The following is a 15,408-nucleotide window of genomic DNA, read 5'->3' as shown; positions in this document are numbered from 1 at the left end:
TTGGGGGAAAAAATGTGTTTTATTATTTGATTGCCCTTTTGGTCATAGCTCTCGATCAGCTGACAAAATGGATGATTGTGAAAAAAATGGAGTACGGAGAAAGCATTGAAATTATTGAAAACCTTCTATATATCACCTCGCATCGTAATCGTGGGGCAGCATGGGGAATTCTACAAGGTCAAATGTGGTTTTTCTACATCATCACCATCGCTGTCATTATTGGACTTGTCTATTATATTCAGAAAATGGCGAAGGAAAGCCGTTTGCTTGGAGTGGCCCTTGCTCTCATGCTAGGAGGTGCGATTGGTAATTTCATCGATCGTATTGTTCGCCAAGAAGTAGTGGATTTCGTTCACACCTATATTTTCAGCTACAGTTTCCCGGTATTTAATGTTGCTGATGCTGCGCTTTCAATTGGTGTCGGACTGCTCGTGATTCATATGTTTTTAGAAGAAAAAAACGGTAAGGAGAAAGATAATGGATAAAAGGTTATACAGCATCGATGAAACACTAAAAGGAGTCAGGATTGATAAGGCTCTTTCCACTTTGAATGAGGAATGGTCACGTACTCAAATCCAGCAATGGATTAAAGACGACCATGTTTTAGTAAATGGCTTGGCTATTAAGACGAATTACAAATCCGTTCCTGGCGATACGATCGAAGTTACGATTCCGGATCTTGAGGAATTGGATGCGGTGGCAGAGGAAATGAATTTGGATATCTATTATGAGGATGCAGATGTTCTCGTGGTTAATAAACCGAGCGGCATGGTCGTCCACCCAGCACCAGGACATGTATCTGGCACGCTTGTAAATGGATTGATGGCTCACTGCAAAGATCTTTCTGGGATCAACGGAGTAATGCGCCCTGGTATCGTTCATCGAATCGATAAAGATACATCAGGTCTATTGATGGTTGCCAAAAATGATATGGCACATGAAAAACTCGTACAGCAGCTTGTTGACAAAACGGTTACCCGTAAGTATCAAGCAGTAGTACATGGTGTTATCCCGCATGATTTCGGAACGATTGATGCTCCGATCGGCCGGGATAAAAAGGATCGTCAAAGCATGACTGTAACAGATACCAATTCTAAAAATGCTGTCACACATTTCCGGGTCATCGAACGTTTCAATGCGTTTACTTTAGTGGAATGCCAGCTTGAAACAGGAAGGACACATCAAATTCGTGTTCACATGAAGTATATTGGTTTCCCGCTTGCAGGAGATCCGAAATATGGTCCGAAGAAGACTCTTAATTTAGATGGACAAGCATTGCATGCCGGTCTACTTGGTTTCGTTCATCCGCGTACAAATGAGTATATGGAATTCGAAGCTCCAATTCCGGAAGAGTTTGAAAATCTAATTAATCAATTACGTAGAAGTAAGGATTGACAAACCCGTTTATATGATATATTATAATAATAACTTAACAAGAACCTTTAACACAGTACAGAGAGACTGAGAAGGAAACGGATACGCTAGTGGGATAATTCTACCCATGGCGATAAAATCCTCATGCCTTCTTGGCATGAGGATTTTTTGTTGAAAAAGACCTATCAGTAAAAAGGGATCGAGGTGGCCGATATGTTGAATGAGAAAGCGATAGTACTTGATGAAAAGGCCATTAGCAGAGCCTTGACGAGAATTGCCCATGAAATCATTGAAAAAAATAAGGGCATTGAAAACTGCGTCTTAATCGGGATCCGTACACGCGGGATATTCCTCGCTGATCGACTTGCTAAACGAATCAATCAAATAGAAGGTAAGGAAATCGAGCTAGGTGAACTGGATATTACACTTTACCGCGATGACCTCTCGAAAAAGAGCAATGATGGTGAACCCGTCGTGAAAGGGTCAGACATCCCGGTCAATATCAGCGACAAGAAAGTGATTTTGGTTGATGATGTTCTTTTCACAGGCAGGACTGTTAGAGCTGCAATGGATGCTCTGGTGGATTTGGGAAGACCGTCGCAAATTCAGCTCGCAGTGTTAGTTGACAGAGGACATAGGGAATTGCCGATACGTGCCGATTTTGTCGGGAAAAACGTTCCGACATCACAATCTGAAAAAATTACCGTTACTTTAACAGAAGTAGATGAAATAGATCAAGTCACTATATTAGAAAAATGATAAACATGAAAATTTCATAAAACCCTTTTAAAGACAGTCCAGAGAGGCTGGCAAAGGGGAGTCAATCGGCGATGAGTGCCTATGTATAGGCATGCGCTTTCCGAGAAACCCTCTTTGTATATACTGCAAAGAGGGTTTTTGCGGTTTTGAAGCAATTTTCATGAGGGGGATACCGAAATGAAAGAAACAAAAAGGGATATCGTACTTGATGTCGAGGACGTGCCAAAGGTTGGTCAGTGGATTACGCTAAGCATCCAACACTTGTTCGCCATGTTCGGTGCAACAGTACTGGTGCCATTCTTGGTAGGGTTAAGCCCAGCAGTCGCACTTGTATCAAGCGGCTTAGGTACACTATCTTACTTGTTGATCACAAAAGGTCAGATACCGGCTTATCTCGGTTCATCATTCGCCTTCATTACGCCAATCATTGCGGCAAAGGCTTTAGGAGGACCCGAGGCGGCCATGATTGGCTGTTTCGCAGCAGGGTTCATATATGGGATTGTAGCTTTGATTATCCAAAAAGTCGGATTGCGCTGGTTAATGAATATACTCCCTCCGGTTGTGGTGGGTCCGGTCATTATCGTAATCGGATTAAGCCTTGCCGGAACGGCAGTGGACATGGCGATGTATGATCCACAAGATAAATATAGCGTCACATATATAATTATAGCGCTAATCACTTTAGCGGTAACCATCATCTGCAACGTGTTCTTTAAGGGATTCATTAACTTGATTCCCATTTTAATGGGGATTATAGTGGGGTACAGCTGTTCGGCCGTTGCTGGAATAATAGATTATGAACCGATCAAGTCAGCACAATGGTGGGAACTGCCTGAATTCATGTTTCCTTATGTAACCTATACACCGACCTTCTCATGGGAAGTCATTGCCATCATGGTACCGGTCGCCATCGTCACTTTATCAGAACATATCGGGCACCAGATGGTACTGAGTAAAGTCGTCGGCAGAAACTTTTTGGAAAAGCCCGGTTTGCATCGCTCGATTTTCGGAGATGGAGCGGGAATCATGATTGGTTCCTTGATCGGTGGGCCACCGCTGACATCATATGGTGAAAATATTGGGGTCTTGACGATGACAAAGGCATATAGTGTGTATATCATCGGAGGGGCAGCGTTAACGGCAATCATCTTTGGCTTTAACGGTAAAATCTCAGCGGTCATAAGCTCGATACCTACTGCGGTGATGGGCGGCATTTCAATCTTACTCTTCGGTATTATCGCATCAAGTGGATTAAGGATGCTGATTGATAATAAGGTTGATTTTGATAAAAAAAGGAACCTGATGATAGCTTCAGTGATCCTGGTGTTAGGGATCGGGGGGGCTTTCGTCCAACTATCAGATACGGTATCCCTATCCGGAATGGCACTTTCAGCCATAGTCGGAATCCTGCTTAACTTGATTTTACCGGACCGTGAAAAAATATCCGGAGACATTTTTGAAAAATAAGTAAAACTGCATCAAACAATAGATCACCTTTTAAAAGAAGTCCAGAGAGGCTTAAAAGGGTGTTGCTGTAAAGATGGAGGAGAACGGGAAAAAGGTGAAAACCGGTCCCGGTCCTCACAAGTCTTTATGACCTACACCCTGTCCTTAATGGCGGGGTGTTTTTTATGCCCCGCATCACAATTGTGAAAGGAGCAGGATCGATGAAAAAATTATTGACCATGAATGAATTGACCATAACTGAAATTGAAAGAATTCTACTTGAGGCAGAGGGATTTGCTAACGGATCGAGCTGGAATCCTAAACAGCTTACCACTGTTGCCAATCTGTTCTTTGAACCAAGTACACGAACAAAATCAAGCTTTGAAATGGCTGAAAGAAAACTAGGACTGGAGGTCATTCCTTTTGATGCCGGTACATCATCCGTGTTAAAAGGCGAAACCTTATATGACACAGTTAAAACGCTTGAAGCAATAGGAGTCAATGCCTTGATCATCCGTCATGAGCAGGATAATTATTTTGACGAGTTGAAAGAGAAGGTCACGATTCCCATAATCAATGCAGGGGATGGCTGCGGGAATCATCCAACTCAGTCATTACTAGACTTATTGACGATAAAACAAGAGTTTAAAAGTTTCAAGGATCTGAAGATTTCGATAATCGGGGATGTGAGGCATAGCCGGGTTGCAAAATCGAATGCAGAAGCATTAACTCGTTTAGGAGCGAATGTGGTATTTTCAGGTCCGCCTGAATGGTTTGATAGTACGAACAGCTTCGGAAGATATGAAAACATCGATCAAGCGATAGCCACATCTGATGTGGTCATGCTGCTCAGAATTCAGCATGAAAGACATAATGAAAAATATGATCAGGCAAACCGAGATTATCTGGAAAGTTTTGGACTAACCAAACAGCGCGAAAAAACTATGAAACCGGACGCAATCATCATGCATCCTGCTCCAATAAACCGCGGTGTTGAAATTGACAGTGATTTAGTCGAATGCAACCGCTCAAGAATTTTTAAACAAATGGAAAATGGCGTGTTCATTAGAATGGCCGTATTAAAAAATGTGCTTGAACAATCCGAAGGGGGAATTATCCATGAAAACTGTCATCAAAAATGGAGTATTGCTAGATAATCAAAATTCATTCAAAAAAGCGGACATTGAAATAGAAGGAAAAATCATCACGAAGATCGGCGAAAACTTGCCAACGGAAAATTGTAAGGTTGTCGATGCAAAAGGGTTACTTGTTACATCAGGGTTCGTTGACCTGCATGTCCATTTGCGCGAGCCGGGCGGAGAGCATAAGGAAACAATCGCAAGTGGAACGCTTGCAGCAGCAAGAGGCGGTTTCACTACAGTAGCCGCGATGCCTAATACAAGGCCTGTTCCTGATACAGTGGAAAATCTTGAAGCACTTAACCGGAAAATTGAAGAAACGGCGCATGTCCGGGTACTACCTTATGCATCCATCACGATCAGGGAAGCAGGCAAAGAGTTGACCGACTTTGCATCATTAAAACAAACGGGTGCTTTCGCCTTTACGGACGATGGCGTAGGGATTCAAGAAGCTGGGATGATGCTGGAAGCAATGAAAAGGGCAGCCGCGCAAGATATGGCGATAGTTGCTCATTGTGAAGATAATAGCTTAATCAATAAAGGCTCCGTCCATGAAGGAAGATTCTCCAAAGAGCAGGGAATCAATGGTATTCCGTCAGTATGCGAAGCTGTACATATTGCACGGGATATCCTCCTAGCGGAAGCGGCGGACTGCCATTATCATGTTTGTCACATATCCACGAAGGAATCGGTAAGAACGGTAAGGGATGCCAAACGTGCCGGTATCCGGGTCACAGCCGAAGTTACACCACATCACTTATTATTGTGTGAAGATGATATACCGGGTCTTGATTCGAATTATAAAATGAACCCTCCATTAAGAGGCAGGGAAGATCGGGACGCGTTGATAGAAGGCCTGCTTGATGGGACCATCGATTTTATAGCCACGGACCATGCACCACATACGGACGAGGAAAAAGCGCAGGGAATGCAGCTAGCTCCTTTTGGAATAGTAGGATTGGAGACGGCCTTCCCGTTGCTTTACACCGAATTGGTCAAAAAGGGCATCATAACATTAAAGCAATTGGTCGATTTCATGACGATCAAACCATCTGAAAGTTTCTCCCTTCCATATGGAGAGCTAAAGGAAGGCGCTACTGCAGATATCGTGCTGATCGATTTGGAAACGGAAAAAGAAATTGATAATGAAGAGTTTGCTTCAAAAGGGAAAAATACACCTTTCAATGAAAAGAAATGCTATGGCTGGCCAGTCATGACGATTTCTGAAGGAAAAACAGCTTGGGAAAAAGGACGTGTTCAAGGATGAAAAGACAACTTATTTTAGAAGACGGAACGGTTTTCCTTGGGGAAGCATTCGGAGGAGATGTAGAGAAAATCGGCGAAGTCGTTTTTAACACAGGAATGACCGGATATCAGGAGATTCTATCCGATCCATCTTATTGCGGACAAATCGTTACACTAACGTATCCGTTGATCGGAAACTACGGGATAAACCGGGATGACTTCGAATCCATCAATCCAGCGATATCAGGGTTTGTCGTAAAGGAAACAGCAGACCTTCCTTCCAACTGGCGCAACCAGTCATCACTTGATGAATATTTGAAAATGAAGGACATACCTGGAATAAGCGGAATCGATACAAGAAAACTTACAAGAATCATCAGGAAATCAGGTGCACTTAAAGGAGCGCTCTGCAATATCAATAAAAATGCCGAAGAAGTTGTTTCCCAGTTGAAAGCAACGGTGATTCCTACTAATCAAGTGAAACAGGTTTCAACAAAAGCACCTTATTCAAGTCCGGGCAGAGGCCCTCGGGTAGTTCTTGTTGACTATGGCATGAAGCATGGGATTTTGCGTGAGTTGACGAAGCGCGGTTGTGATGTCGTGGTCGTGCCTTATAACGTCACGGCTGAGGAAGTAATGCAATATCATCCAGATGGTGTGATGCTTTCCAACGGACCTGGAGATCCGAAAAGTGTTCCTGAGACGCTTGAAATGATCCGTACAGTCCAAACAAAAGTGCCATTATTCGGCATCTGTTTAGGCCATCAATTATTCGCGCTTGCAAACGGTGGAGATACGGAAAAATTAAAATTCGGCCATCGAGGTTCAAATCATCCGGTTAAAGACCTTCGTACTGGGAAGGTATCCATCACTTCTCAAAATCATGGATATACGGTCGAAGAGCTTTCCATTGAAAAGACTGACCTTATTGTGACACATACAGCATTGAATGACGGTACGATTGAGGGATTGCGCCATAAAGAATACCCAGCTTTCACCGTACAATATCACCCGGAAGCATCACCAGGACCGGAAGACGCCAACTACTTATTCAACGAATTTTTACAAATGATTGAAACTGCAACTACCAAGGGGGAAACAACATGCCAAAACGCACTGATATAAAAAGCATCCTAGTAATTGGGTCCGGTCCGATCGTCATCGGACAGGCTGCCGAGTTCGATTACGCAGGAACTCAAGCATGTATCGCCTTAAAAGAAGAAGGCTATCGAGTAATCCTGATTAACTCTAACCCTGCAACAATCATGACAGACAGTGAAATGGCTGATGCGGTATATATCGAACCGATCACTTTGGAATTTGTGAGCAAAATCATTCGTAAAGAGCGTCCAGATGCCCTGTTACCTACTTTGGGCGGACAGACAGGCTTGAACATGGCCGTTGAATTGGCAGAGGCAGGAATTCTCGAAGAATGCAACGTGCAGATTCTTGGGACGAAACTTTCCGCCATCCAACAAGCGGAAGACCGTGACCTTTTCCGTACCCTTATGAATGATCTTGGTGAACCAGTTCCTGACAGTGACATTATTCATAACTTGGAAGAGGCTTATACATTCGTGGAACGAGTCGGCTATCCGGTCATCGTACGTCCTGCCTTCACACTTGGCGGAACAGGCGGAGGGATTTGTGAAAACGAAGAGCAACTGATCGAAATAGTAGAAGGCGGCCTGAAAAGCAGTCCAGTTCACCAATGTTTGCTTGAGAAGAGTATCGCCGGTTTCAAAGAAGTGGAATATGAAGTGATGCGTGATTCCAATGATAATGCAATTGTTGTTTGTAATATGGAAAACTTCGACCCTGTCGGCGTCCATACAGGAGATTCAATCGTTGCGGCACCAAGCCAAACATTAAGTGACAGAGAATATCAAATGCTTAGAAATACGTCTTTGAAGATTATCCGTGCCTTGAAAATTGAAGGTGGATGTAATGTTCAGCTTGCACTAGATCCAAACAGCTATCAGTATTACGTCATTGAAGTGAACCCAAGGGTCAGCCGTTCGTCGGCACTTGCTTCAAAGGCAACTGGCTATCCGATTGCAAAGCTTGCAGCCAAGATAGCTGTTGGTTTGACGCTTGATGAAATGATGAACCCGGTCACAGGCAAAACTTATGCAAGCTTTGAACCGGCACTGGACTATGTCGTTACAAAAATCCCGCGCTGGCCTTTCGATAAATTCGAAAGTGCGAACCGTAGGCTCGGTACACAAATGAAAGCGACCGGAGAAGTCATGGCAATCGGCCGTACATTCGAAGAATCCATTTTAAAAGCTGTGCGTTCCCTTGAGGCGGGTATATTCCATCTTGAATTGAATGACGAGTTTGAGGATGAAAAAATAGAGAAACGGATCCGAAAAGCGGGAGATGAACGGTTATTCTATATCGGTGAAGCATTAAGAAGGGGGAAAACGATCGAAACCATTCACGAATGGAGCCAGATCGATTTATTCTTCTTGCATAAGTTGAAAAAAATAATCGACTTTGAAAAGGAGCTTAAACAACATTCCTTTAATTGTGAAGTTCTGCAAAAGGCTAAAGAACTAGGCTTTTCTGACAAAACAATTGCAGAAATATGGGAAGTTCCCGAAATCGACGTTTATGAGTATCGGAAAAAGCAAGGAATCATCCCTGTTTATAAAATGGTGGATACATGTGCGGCGGAATTCGAATCGGAAACACCATATTTTTATGGAACATACGAAGATGAAAATGAATCCATCGTCACTGACAAGAAAAGTGTCATCGTACTGGGGTCTGGCCCAATTCGGATAGGGCAAGGGGTAGAGTTTGATTATGCCACCGTACATTCGGTCTGGGCAATCAAAGAAGCCGGATATGAAGCAATCATCATCAACAACAATCCCGAAACCGTTTCGACGGATTTCAGTATCTCCGACAAACTTTATTTCGAACCATTGACACTTGAAGATGTCATGCATGTCATCGATTTGGAAAAACCGGAAGGTGTCATCGTCCAGTTTGGCGGACAGACAGCGATAAACCTTGCAGATGGACTGGTTGAAAGAGGTGTCAAAATCCTTGGTACTTCACTGGAAGATCTGGATAGGGCAGAAAATCGCAATAAATTCGAAAAGGCCCTTAAGGATTTAGGCATTCCTCAGCCGAAGGGCAAAACCGCTACATCGGTTGATGAAGCAATCGTCATTGCAGATGATATTGGTTACCCGGTATTAGTAAGGCCATCGTATGTTCTTGGAGGAAGAGCGATGGAAATCGTCTATAAACAAGAAGAACTGCTGCATTACATGAAAAATGCCGTTAAAATAAATCCAGATCATCCGGTTCTGATTGACCGATACTTGACGGGGAAAGAAGTTGAGGTCGACGGGATTTCCGATGGCGAAACGGTCGTCATCCCAGGAATCATGGAGCATATTGAACGGGCTGGCGTCCATTCCGGTGATTCAATTGCAGTTTATCCGCCCCAAAATTTAACGGAAAAACAAAAAGAAGTGATCATTGACTACACGACCAGATTGGCAAAAGGCTTGAATATAGTTGGTCTCCTGAATATTCAATATGTCATAAGCAATGAAGAAGTGTATGTGATTGAAGTAAATCCACGTTCAAGCCGAACGGTTCCATTCTTAAGTAAAATTACGAATGTGCCGATGGCTAACTTAGCGACGAAGGCCATTCTGGGTCATTCGCTTGAAAGCCAAGGGTATCAATCCGGATTAGTGGCAGAACAAACTGGGGTTTATGTGAAAGTGCCAGTCTTCTCTTTTGCGAAATTAAGAGGTGTGGACATTTCACTCGGACCTGAAATGAAATCGACTGGTGAAGTAATGGGAAAAGATAGCACGCTTGAAAAGGCTTTATATAAAGGACTCGTCGCTTCCGGCTTCAAAATTAAGGGTCATGGCTCGGTCTTATTGACGATATCGGATAAAGATAAGCAAGAAGCACTCGGTTTAGCAAGACGCTTCCATAATGCCGGTTTCAAGCTGATAGCTACCAGCGGAACTGCTGCCCTAATGGAGCAATCCGGCATCCCGACTGCAATTGTCGGCAAAATTGGCGAAGAAGGCAGAAACCTATTGGATGTCATCAGAAACGGGGAAGCTCAATTTGTCATAAATACTTTGACCAAAGGAAAGCAGCCGGCGCGTGATGGTTTTAGAATCCGACGTGAATCGGTTGAAAATGGTGTGACATGCCTAACATCCCTCGATACAGCAGAAGCCATTTTAAGAGTGATAGAATCCATGACCTTCTCGGCAGAAGCCATGGGGAAAACGGAAAAAAGTCGTGAGGTGAGCTATATATGATCAAGAAGGAAAGAATGAAGGTGTTAACTCATAAAGAACTGGCCCCATCCATCTTTGAACTTACGCTGCAAGGTGAATTGGTTTCAGAGATGAAACAACCAGGCCAGTTTGTCCAGGTCAAGACAACAGAAGGCGCAGAGCCATTGTTAAGACGCCCGATTTCAATTTCTTCTTATAACAGCAGTGAAAAACAGTTCACGATGATATACCGGGCTGAAGGGAAAGGAACGACGTTATTATCACAGCGTAAGCAGGCTGAAGCGGTCGATATCCTTGGCCCTCTTGGTAACGGATTTCCCGTTCATGAAGCAAAAAAGGGAGAAACGGCGTTATTGGTTGGTGGTGGGATTGGTGTCCCGCCCCTGTATCAATTATCACAGATGTTAGTTGCCAATGGTGTAAGAGTTATCCATGTATTGGGCTTCCAGACAAAATCAGCCATCTTTTATGAAAAAGAGTTTAGTGAATTAGGTGACACCTATATTGCCACAGTGGATGGGTCATATGGGACAAAAGGATTTGTTACGACTGTGATTGACAAGCTGGAGCAGGAGTTTGCAACGATCTATTCATGTGGGCCGACCCCGATGTTAAAAGCGTTGGAAGCAGGCTATGGTGAGAAAAGGCTTTACCTGTCCCTTGAAGAAAGAATGGGTTGCGGCATCGGTGCATGCTTTGCCTGTGTGTGTCATACAGGAGATGATCCAACTGGTTTCAGTTACAAAAAGGTATGCAGCGATGGACCCGTATTCCGGGCAGGAGAGGTGGTATTATGAGCAGGCTTTCAGTTGAGTTACCAGGTTTACACTTAAAAAATCCGGTCATGCCAGCATCTGGCTGCTTTGGATTCGGCCGCGAATACAGTCAATTTTTTAACTTGGATATTCTTGGGGCGATCATGATAAAAGCGACAACTCCTGAGCCAAGGTTCGGTAATCCGACTCCGCGTGTTGCTGAAACCTCTTCGGGTATGCTGAATGCCATCGGCCTGCAGAATCCAGGGTTAGAAAAGGTGATCAGTGAAGAACTGGCTTGGCTAGGTGGGTATGATGTCCCTATTATCGCTAACGTTGCCGGTTCTCAAATAACGGACTATGTAAAGGTTGCCAGTGACATAAGTAAGGTGCCGAACGTAAAAGCACTTGAATTGAATATCTCTTGTCCTAATGTAAAAGAAGGCGGCATTGCTTTCGGTACTGTGCCGGAAGTTGCCAAAGAGGTAACCAAAGCCGTTAAGGAAGTATCTTCGGTACCTGTATATGTGAAGCTTTCACCGAATGTCAGTAATATTGTCGAAATGGCCAAGGCAGTTGAAGAAGGCGGGGCCGATGGATTGACAATGATAAACACATTAGTCGGTATGCGGTTGGATTTAAAAACCGGCAAGCCGATCCTTTCAAACAGAACGGGTGGGCTATCGGGTCCTGCAATAAAACCAGTCGCACTCCGGATGATTTATGAGGTAAGCCAACAAGTATCCATTCCCATAATCGGAATGGGGGGAATCGCGACAGCAGAAGACGTCATTGAATTTTTCTATGCAGGTGCAAGTGCTGTTGCGGTGGGAACTGCCAACTTCGTCGATCCATTTGTATGCCCGACAATCATCGAGGAATTACCGAAATTGTTGGATGAGCTTGGATTTGACCATATTTCAGAATGTACCGGAAGGAGCTGGAAACAGAATGAAGCAGTCATTAATTATCGCCCTTGATTTTCCCGACCTCCTTCAAACAGAACATTTCCTGAGTCAGTTTCCTTCGGAAAAACTAGCTGTAAAAGTAGGGATGGAATTATTTTATCAAAATGGACCATCCATTATTTCCTTCGTAAAAGAACGGGGCCATGATGTGTTTCTGGACTTGAAGCTTCATGATATTCCGAACACGGTCAAAATGGCCATGGCAGGTTTAGCAACTTTAGGTGCGGACATGGTCAATGTACATGCAGCTGGTGGTCAAAGGATGATGGAGGCGGCCATAGAGGGCCTGGATAAGGGAACGCCTGCAGGGAAAAAACGTCCGTTATGCATAGGGGTTACCCAACTGACAAGCACGTCACAGGAACAAATGAACAGTGAGCAAAACATTGCAGGATCTCTGGAGGATTCGGTCCTCCATTATGCAAGTCTTACCCAACAGGCAGGATTGGATGGCGTTGTTTGTTCCACTCATGAGGTAAAGAACATACATGAACGCATCGGCCAAGAATTTTTAACAGTCACACCTGGAATCCGAAGTGCAGGTGGACTTACGCATGATCAAAAAAGAATTGCCACGCCACAACAGGCAAGGGATTTTGGAGCGGATGCCATCGTCGTCGGGAGAGCGATAACGGGGGCTAAAGATCCATTAAAGTCCTATTTGGATATGAAAGCAGCTTGGGAGGGAATATCATGTTAAATCAAAAGATAGCCGAACATCTATTAGAAATAAAAGCAGTGTACCTTCAGCCGAATGACCCCTTCACTTGGGCATCGGGTATTCAATCGCCGATTTATTGCGACAACCGCTTAACCCTTTCTTACCCGGAGGTTCGCAATGAAATTGCGGAAGGATTAAAAGGATTGATTGAACAGCATTTCCCTGAGGCAGAACTCATTGCAGGCACAGCAACTGCCGGCATTCCGCATGCAGCCTGGGTGAGCGAAAAGTTAAATGCACCGATGTGCTATGTTCGCTCCAAAGCGAAGGAGCACGGAAAGGGAAATCAAATCGAAGGCCGCGCTGTTCCAGGACAAAAAGTGGTGGTTGTCGAAGATTTGATTTCAACCGGCGGCAGTGTAATTACAGCTGTTAACGCGCTTAAAGAAGCTGGCTGTGATGTTCTGGGAGTCGTTTCGATCTTTACGTACGAATTAGAAAAGGGAAAAGAAAAGTTCGTAGCTGAAGGCATCACAAACCATTCCTTGAGTGACTACTCGACTTTGATCAAAGTCGCTAATGAAAAAGGGTACATCACAGTAGATGAATTGGAAAAGCTTAAAAAGTGGCGGGAGAATCCGGCAGATACCGCTTGGATTTCAGCATAAAAATAGAGGTGACGCAATCTTGTGGGATTGTGTCACCTCTATTTTTTTATATACGAATCAATCCTTTACCGCTTCCTTTAAACGAATGACGATATCGGGGTCTGGGGTAATATATATGGTTTGCTGCTGTTCATAGATGACGAAACCAGGCTTTGAACCATTCGGTTTCTTCACATGGCGAACTTGTGTGAAGTCAACGGGCACTGAACTTGAAAGTTTAGCTTTACTGAAGAAAGCTGCTAATATGGCTGCCTCTTTTATCGTTTCTTCACTAGGTGTTTCATTTCGAATCACTACATGCGATCCAGGGATATCTTTGGTATGAAGCCAAATTTCATCCCGACGTGCGAACTTATTCGTGAGGTAATCATTTTGTTTATTATTTTTCCCGACAAAAATGAGATCACCATCTGTAGCATAATAGGTTTCAAGCTGCGGTTTTGCATTGGCAGGTTTTTTCATGCCCTTTTTCTTTTTTTGCCGAATGTATCCTTCTTCTTGAAGTTCTTCGCGAATCTCCTCTATATCTCTAGGTGATGCCGATTGGAGCTGTTGATGCAAAGCTTCGAAGTATTTCAATTCCAACTTTGTTTTTTCGATTTGTTCTTGGACGACTCCGACAGCGTTTTTGGACTTTTGGTATCTTGAGAAGTACTTTTGTGCATTATCGGATGGATTTTTTAATGGATCAAGCGGGATGGTGACCGTGCTTTGTTCTTCGTCATAATAATTGACGACTTCAATTTCCTTCATGCCTTTTTTCATTTGATATAGATTAGCTGTAAGCAGCTCACCGAACAACTGATACTGTTCACCACGTTCCGTATCTTTTAACGTCCGTTCGAGCTTCCCGATTTTTTTTGAGTTCTTTTCGATTTCATTAGAAATGAAACGTTCGACATCCTGGCTTTTCTGCTTAACTCGATCTCGTTCTGCCTTTCCGAAGTAATATCTGTCGAGCATCTCGCTTAATGAAGAAAACGTACGCTGTTTTCCTGTCAGGTGCTCAAGTGAAAGCATATAAAAAACTTCTTTATTGCCATCTTGTTTGATGGTTGCAGCATATTTTTGTTCCGAGATTTCCTTGATCAGACTTGAAAAAGCTGAAGGAAGGGTTGTGCTATTTGCCAATCCAGCCCGGTAAACGGCTTCCTTTGCAACTAAAGGTGAAATTCCCGAGAAGTGGGCAACAAGCTGTCGATCAAGTTTTCCTGCATTGAAGTCAATATTCTTCCTGATATCGTCATCAGTAGCCTGGAATGGATTATCCTTTTCTTGCGCAGGAGGAACCTTATATTCCTGTCCTGGCAATATGGCACGATAACTGTTCACGGCATATGAGACATGCTTAATGCTGTCCAAAATCATATTCCGTTCCTTATCAACTAATACAATGTTGCTGTGACGGCCCATGATTTCAATGATTAACTGCTTTTGAGAAACATCACCAAGTTCGTTGCGGCCCTTCACCTCAAAAATGATCATCCGATCAAGTTCATGCTGATAAATATCTTCTATTGTGTAACCTTCGAGATGCTTCCTAAGAAGCATACAGAACATGGGTGCCTCTTTTGGGTTTTCATAACTTTCTTCCGTCAATTGTACCCTTGAATAACTTGGATGGGCTGATAATAAGAGTTTATGGTTCTTACCCCCAGCACGAACAACCAATATTACTTCATTTTTGTAAGGCTGATGTACCTTATTGATTCGTCCACCTTTTAATAAAGCAGCGATTTCTTCCGTCATCGCTTTCGTAAATAATCCATCAAATGACATTCTATTTTTACTTCCTTTACATAAGATTTTCTATGATACTCATTACTTTTTTTATCAATATATAAGAGGCTAGCCAAATATTCTGCAATCACAAATTTAGTGGAACTAGGTGAAAAGCTGGAGTGGGCAGGTTCAGATATATTGAATGGATGTTTTTTTTAAAAGCTCCTGTTTTAACGAACAAAATTTACCTATTTCATCATGCATTCATGACTTTTATCCACAATTTCATTTTTGGTTCTTTCTTCTTTCCGCAATTCTGTTTAATTATAGCATTATTTTGGACGAGTCTGAATAATCATGGAAGAAGAGCAGGTTGTTTTAT

Annotated in this window: 13 protein-coding genes; 12 read left to right on the top strand and 1 reads right to left on the bottom strand. The window is 43.3% G+C overall.

Annotation, left to right across the window (positions count from 1 at the left end; all coding sequences use genetic code 11):
• The first annotated feature begins 14 nt into the window (after positions 1-14).
• The 12 genes from lspA to pyrE all read left to right on the top strand — a co-directional run bounded on the left by lspA (position 15) and on the right by pyrE (position 13,304).
• On the top strand, positions 15-485 hold the full coding sequence (gene lspA / locus ACQKMH_RS12145; protein ID WP_427587727.1) for a signal peptidase II: 471 nt from the start codon (positions 15-17) through the stop codon (positions 483-485).
• Positions 478-1,395, top strand: coding sequence for an RluA family pseudouridine synthase (locus tag ACQKMH_RS12140; protein WP_427587726.1), 918 nt, complete (start codon positions 478-480; stop codon positions 1,393-1,395). Before lspA ends, ACQKMH_RS12140 begins: the two co-directional genes overlap by 8 nt.
• 192 nt (positions 1,396-1,587) lie before the next feature.
• Positions 1,588-2,133, top strand: coding sequence for a bifunctional pyr operon transcriptional regulator/uracil phosphoribosyltransferase PyrR (gene pyrR / locus ACQKMH_RS12135; protein ID WP_427587725.1), 546 nt, complete (start codon positions 1,588-1,590; stop codon positions 2,131-2,133).
• Positions 2,134-2,310: 177 nt separating this feature from the next.
• Entirely contained in the window at positions 2,311-3,600 is a 1,290-nt protein-coding gene (locus tag ACQKMH_RS12130) for a solute carrier family 23 protein (RefSeq protein WP_427587724.1), read from the top strand.
• Between the two features lie 200 nt (positions 3,601-3,800).
• On the top strand, positions 3,801-4,736 hold the full coding sequence (locus ACQKMH_RS12125) for an aspartate carbamoyltransferase catalytic subunit (RefSeq protein ID WP_427587723.1): 936 nt from the start codon (positions 3,801-3,803) through the stop codon (positions 4,734-4,736).
• A complete protein-coding gene (locus ACQKMH_RS12120; RefSeq protein ID WP_427587722.1) occupies positions 4,699-5,985 on the top strand; it encodes a dihydroorotase in 1,287 nt (428 codons plus the stop codon). Before ACQKMH_RS12125 ends, ACQKMH_RS12120 begins: the two co-directional genes overlap by 38 nt.
• Positions 5,982-7,088 carry a carbamoyl phosphate synthase small subunit gene (locus ACQKMH_RS12115; protein ID WP_427587721.1) on the top strand — a complete coding sequence of 369 codons (1,107 nt, stop codon included), beginning with the start codon at positions 5,982-5,984 and terminating at the stop codon, positions 7,086-7,088. The genes ACQKMH_RS12120 and ACQKMH_RS12115 overlap by 4 nt, the downstream gene beginning before the upstream one ends.
• Positions 7,067-10,273, top strand: coding sequence for a carbamoyl-phosphate synthase large subunit (gene carB, locus ACQKMH_RS12110; RefSeq protein WP_427587720.1), 3,207 nt, complete (start codon positions 7,067-7,069; stop codon positions 10,271-10,273). The genes ACQKMH_RS12115 and carB overlap by 22 nt, the downstream gene beginning before the upstream one ends.
• Entirely contained in the window at positions 10,270-11,049 is a 780-nt protein-coding gene (locus ACQKMH_RS12105) for a dihydroorotate dehydrogenase electron transfer subunit (RefSeq protein WP_427587719.1), read from the top strand. Before carB ends, ACQKMH_RS12105 begins: the two co-directional genes overlap by 4 nt.
• A complete protein-coding gene (locus tag ACQKMH_RS12100) occupies positions 11,046-11,987 on the top strand; it encodes a dihydroorotate dehydrogenase (protein WP_427587718.1) in 942 nt (313 codons plus the stop codon). The genes ACQKMH_RS12105 and ACQKMH_RS12100 overlap by 4 nt, the downstream gene beginning before the upstream one ends.
• On the top strand, positions 11,959-12,675 hold the full coding sequence (gene pyrF, locus ACQKMH_RS12095; RefSeq protein WP_427587716.1) for an orotidine-5'-phosphate decarboxylase: 717 nt from the start codon (positions 11,959-11,961) through the stop codon (positions 12,673-12,675). The genes ACQKMH_RS12100 and pyrF overlap by 29 nt, the downstream gene beginning before the upstream one ends.
• Positions 12,669-13,304, top strand: coding sequence for an orotate phosphoribosyltransferase (pyrE, locus tag ACQKMH_RS12090; RefSeq protein ID WP_427587715.1), 636 nt, complete (start codon positions 12,669-12,671; stop codon positions 13,302-13,304). The genes pyrF and pyrE overlap by 7 nt, the downstream gene beginning before the upstream one ends.
• A 57-nt stretch (positions 13,305-13,361) precedes the next feature.
• On the opposite strand, the gene ACQKMH_RS12085 is transcribed toward pyrE, so the two are convergent.
• On the bottom strand, positions 13,362-15,083 hold the full coding sequence (locus ACQKMH_RS12085; protein ID WP_427587714.1) for an Rqc2 family fibronectin-binding protein: 1,722 nt from the start codon (positions 15,081-15,083) through the stop codon (positions 13,362-13,364).
• Positions 15,084-15,408: the final 325 nt, after the last annotated feature.

The organism is Peribacillus sp. NPDC097895 (assembly GCF_050277555.1).
Lineage (GTDB): Bacteria > Bacillota > Bacilli > Bacillales > DSM-1321 > Peribacillus.
The sequence above is the reverse complement of the archived record's forward strand: the minus strand, read 5'-3'. Positions and strand labels throughout refer to the sequence as shown.

Coding starts and splice junctions, on each gene's coding strand:
- ACQKMH_RS12140 (WP_427587726.1), top strand. CDS start 478: ATGGATAAAAGGTTATACAGCATCGATGAAACACTAAAAGGAGTCAGG.
- pyrR (WP_427587725.1), top strand. CDS start 1,588: ATGTTGAATGAGAAAGCGATAGTACTTGATGAAAAGGCCATTAGCAGA.
- ACQKMH_RS12130 (WP_427587724.1), top strand. CDS start 2,311: ATGAAAGAAACAAAAAGGGATATCGTACTTGATGTCGAGGACGTGCCA.
- ACQKMH_RS12125 (WP_427587723.1), top strand. CDS start 3,801: ATGAAAAAATTATTGACCATGAATGAATTGACCATAACTGAAATTGAA.
- ACQKMH_RS12120 (WP_427587722.1), top strand. CDS start 4,699: ATGAAAACTGTCATCAAAAATGGAGTATTGCTAGATAATCAAAATTCA.
- ACQKMH_RS12115 (WP_427587721.1), top strand. CDS start 5,982: ATGAAAAGACAACTTATTTTAGAAGACGGAACGGTTTTCCTTGGGGAA.
- carB (WP_427587720.1), top strand. CDS start 7,067: ATGCCAAAACGCACTGATATAAAAAGCATCCTAGTAATTGGGTCCGGT.
- ACQKMH_RS12105 (WP_427587719.1), top strand. CDS start 10,270: ATGATCAAGAAGGAAAGAATGAAGGTGTTAACTCATAAAGAACTGGCC.
- ACQKMH_RS12100 (WP_427587718.1), top strand. CDS start 11,046: ATGAGCAGGCTTTCAGTTGAGTTACCAGGTTTACACTTAAAAAATCCG.
- pyrF (WP_427587716.1), top strand. CDS start 11,959: ATGAAGCAGTCATTAATTATCGCCCTTGATTTTCCCGACCTCCTTCAA.
- pyrE (WP_427587715.1), top strand. CDS start 12,669: ATGTTAAATCAAAAGATAGCCGAACATCTATTAGAAATAAAAGCAGTG.
- ACQKMH_RS12085 (WP_427587714.1), bottom strand. CDS start 15,083: ATGTCATTTGATGGATTATTTACGAAAGCGATGACGGAAGAAATCGCT.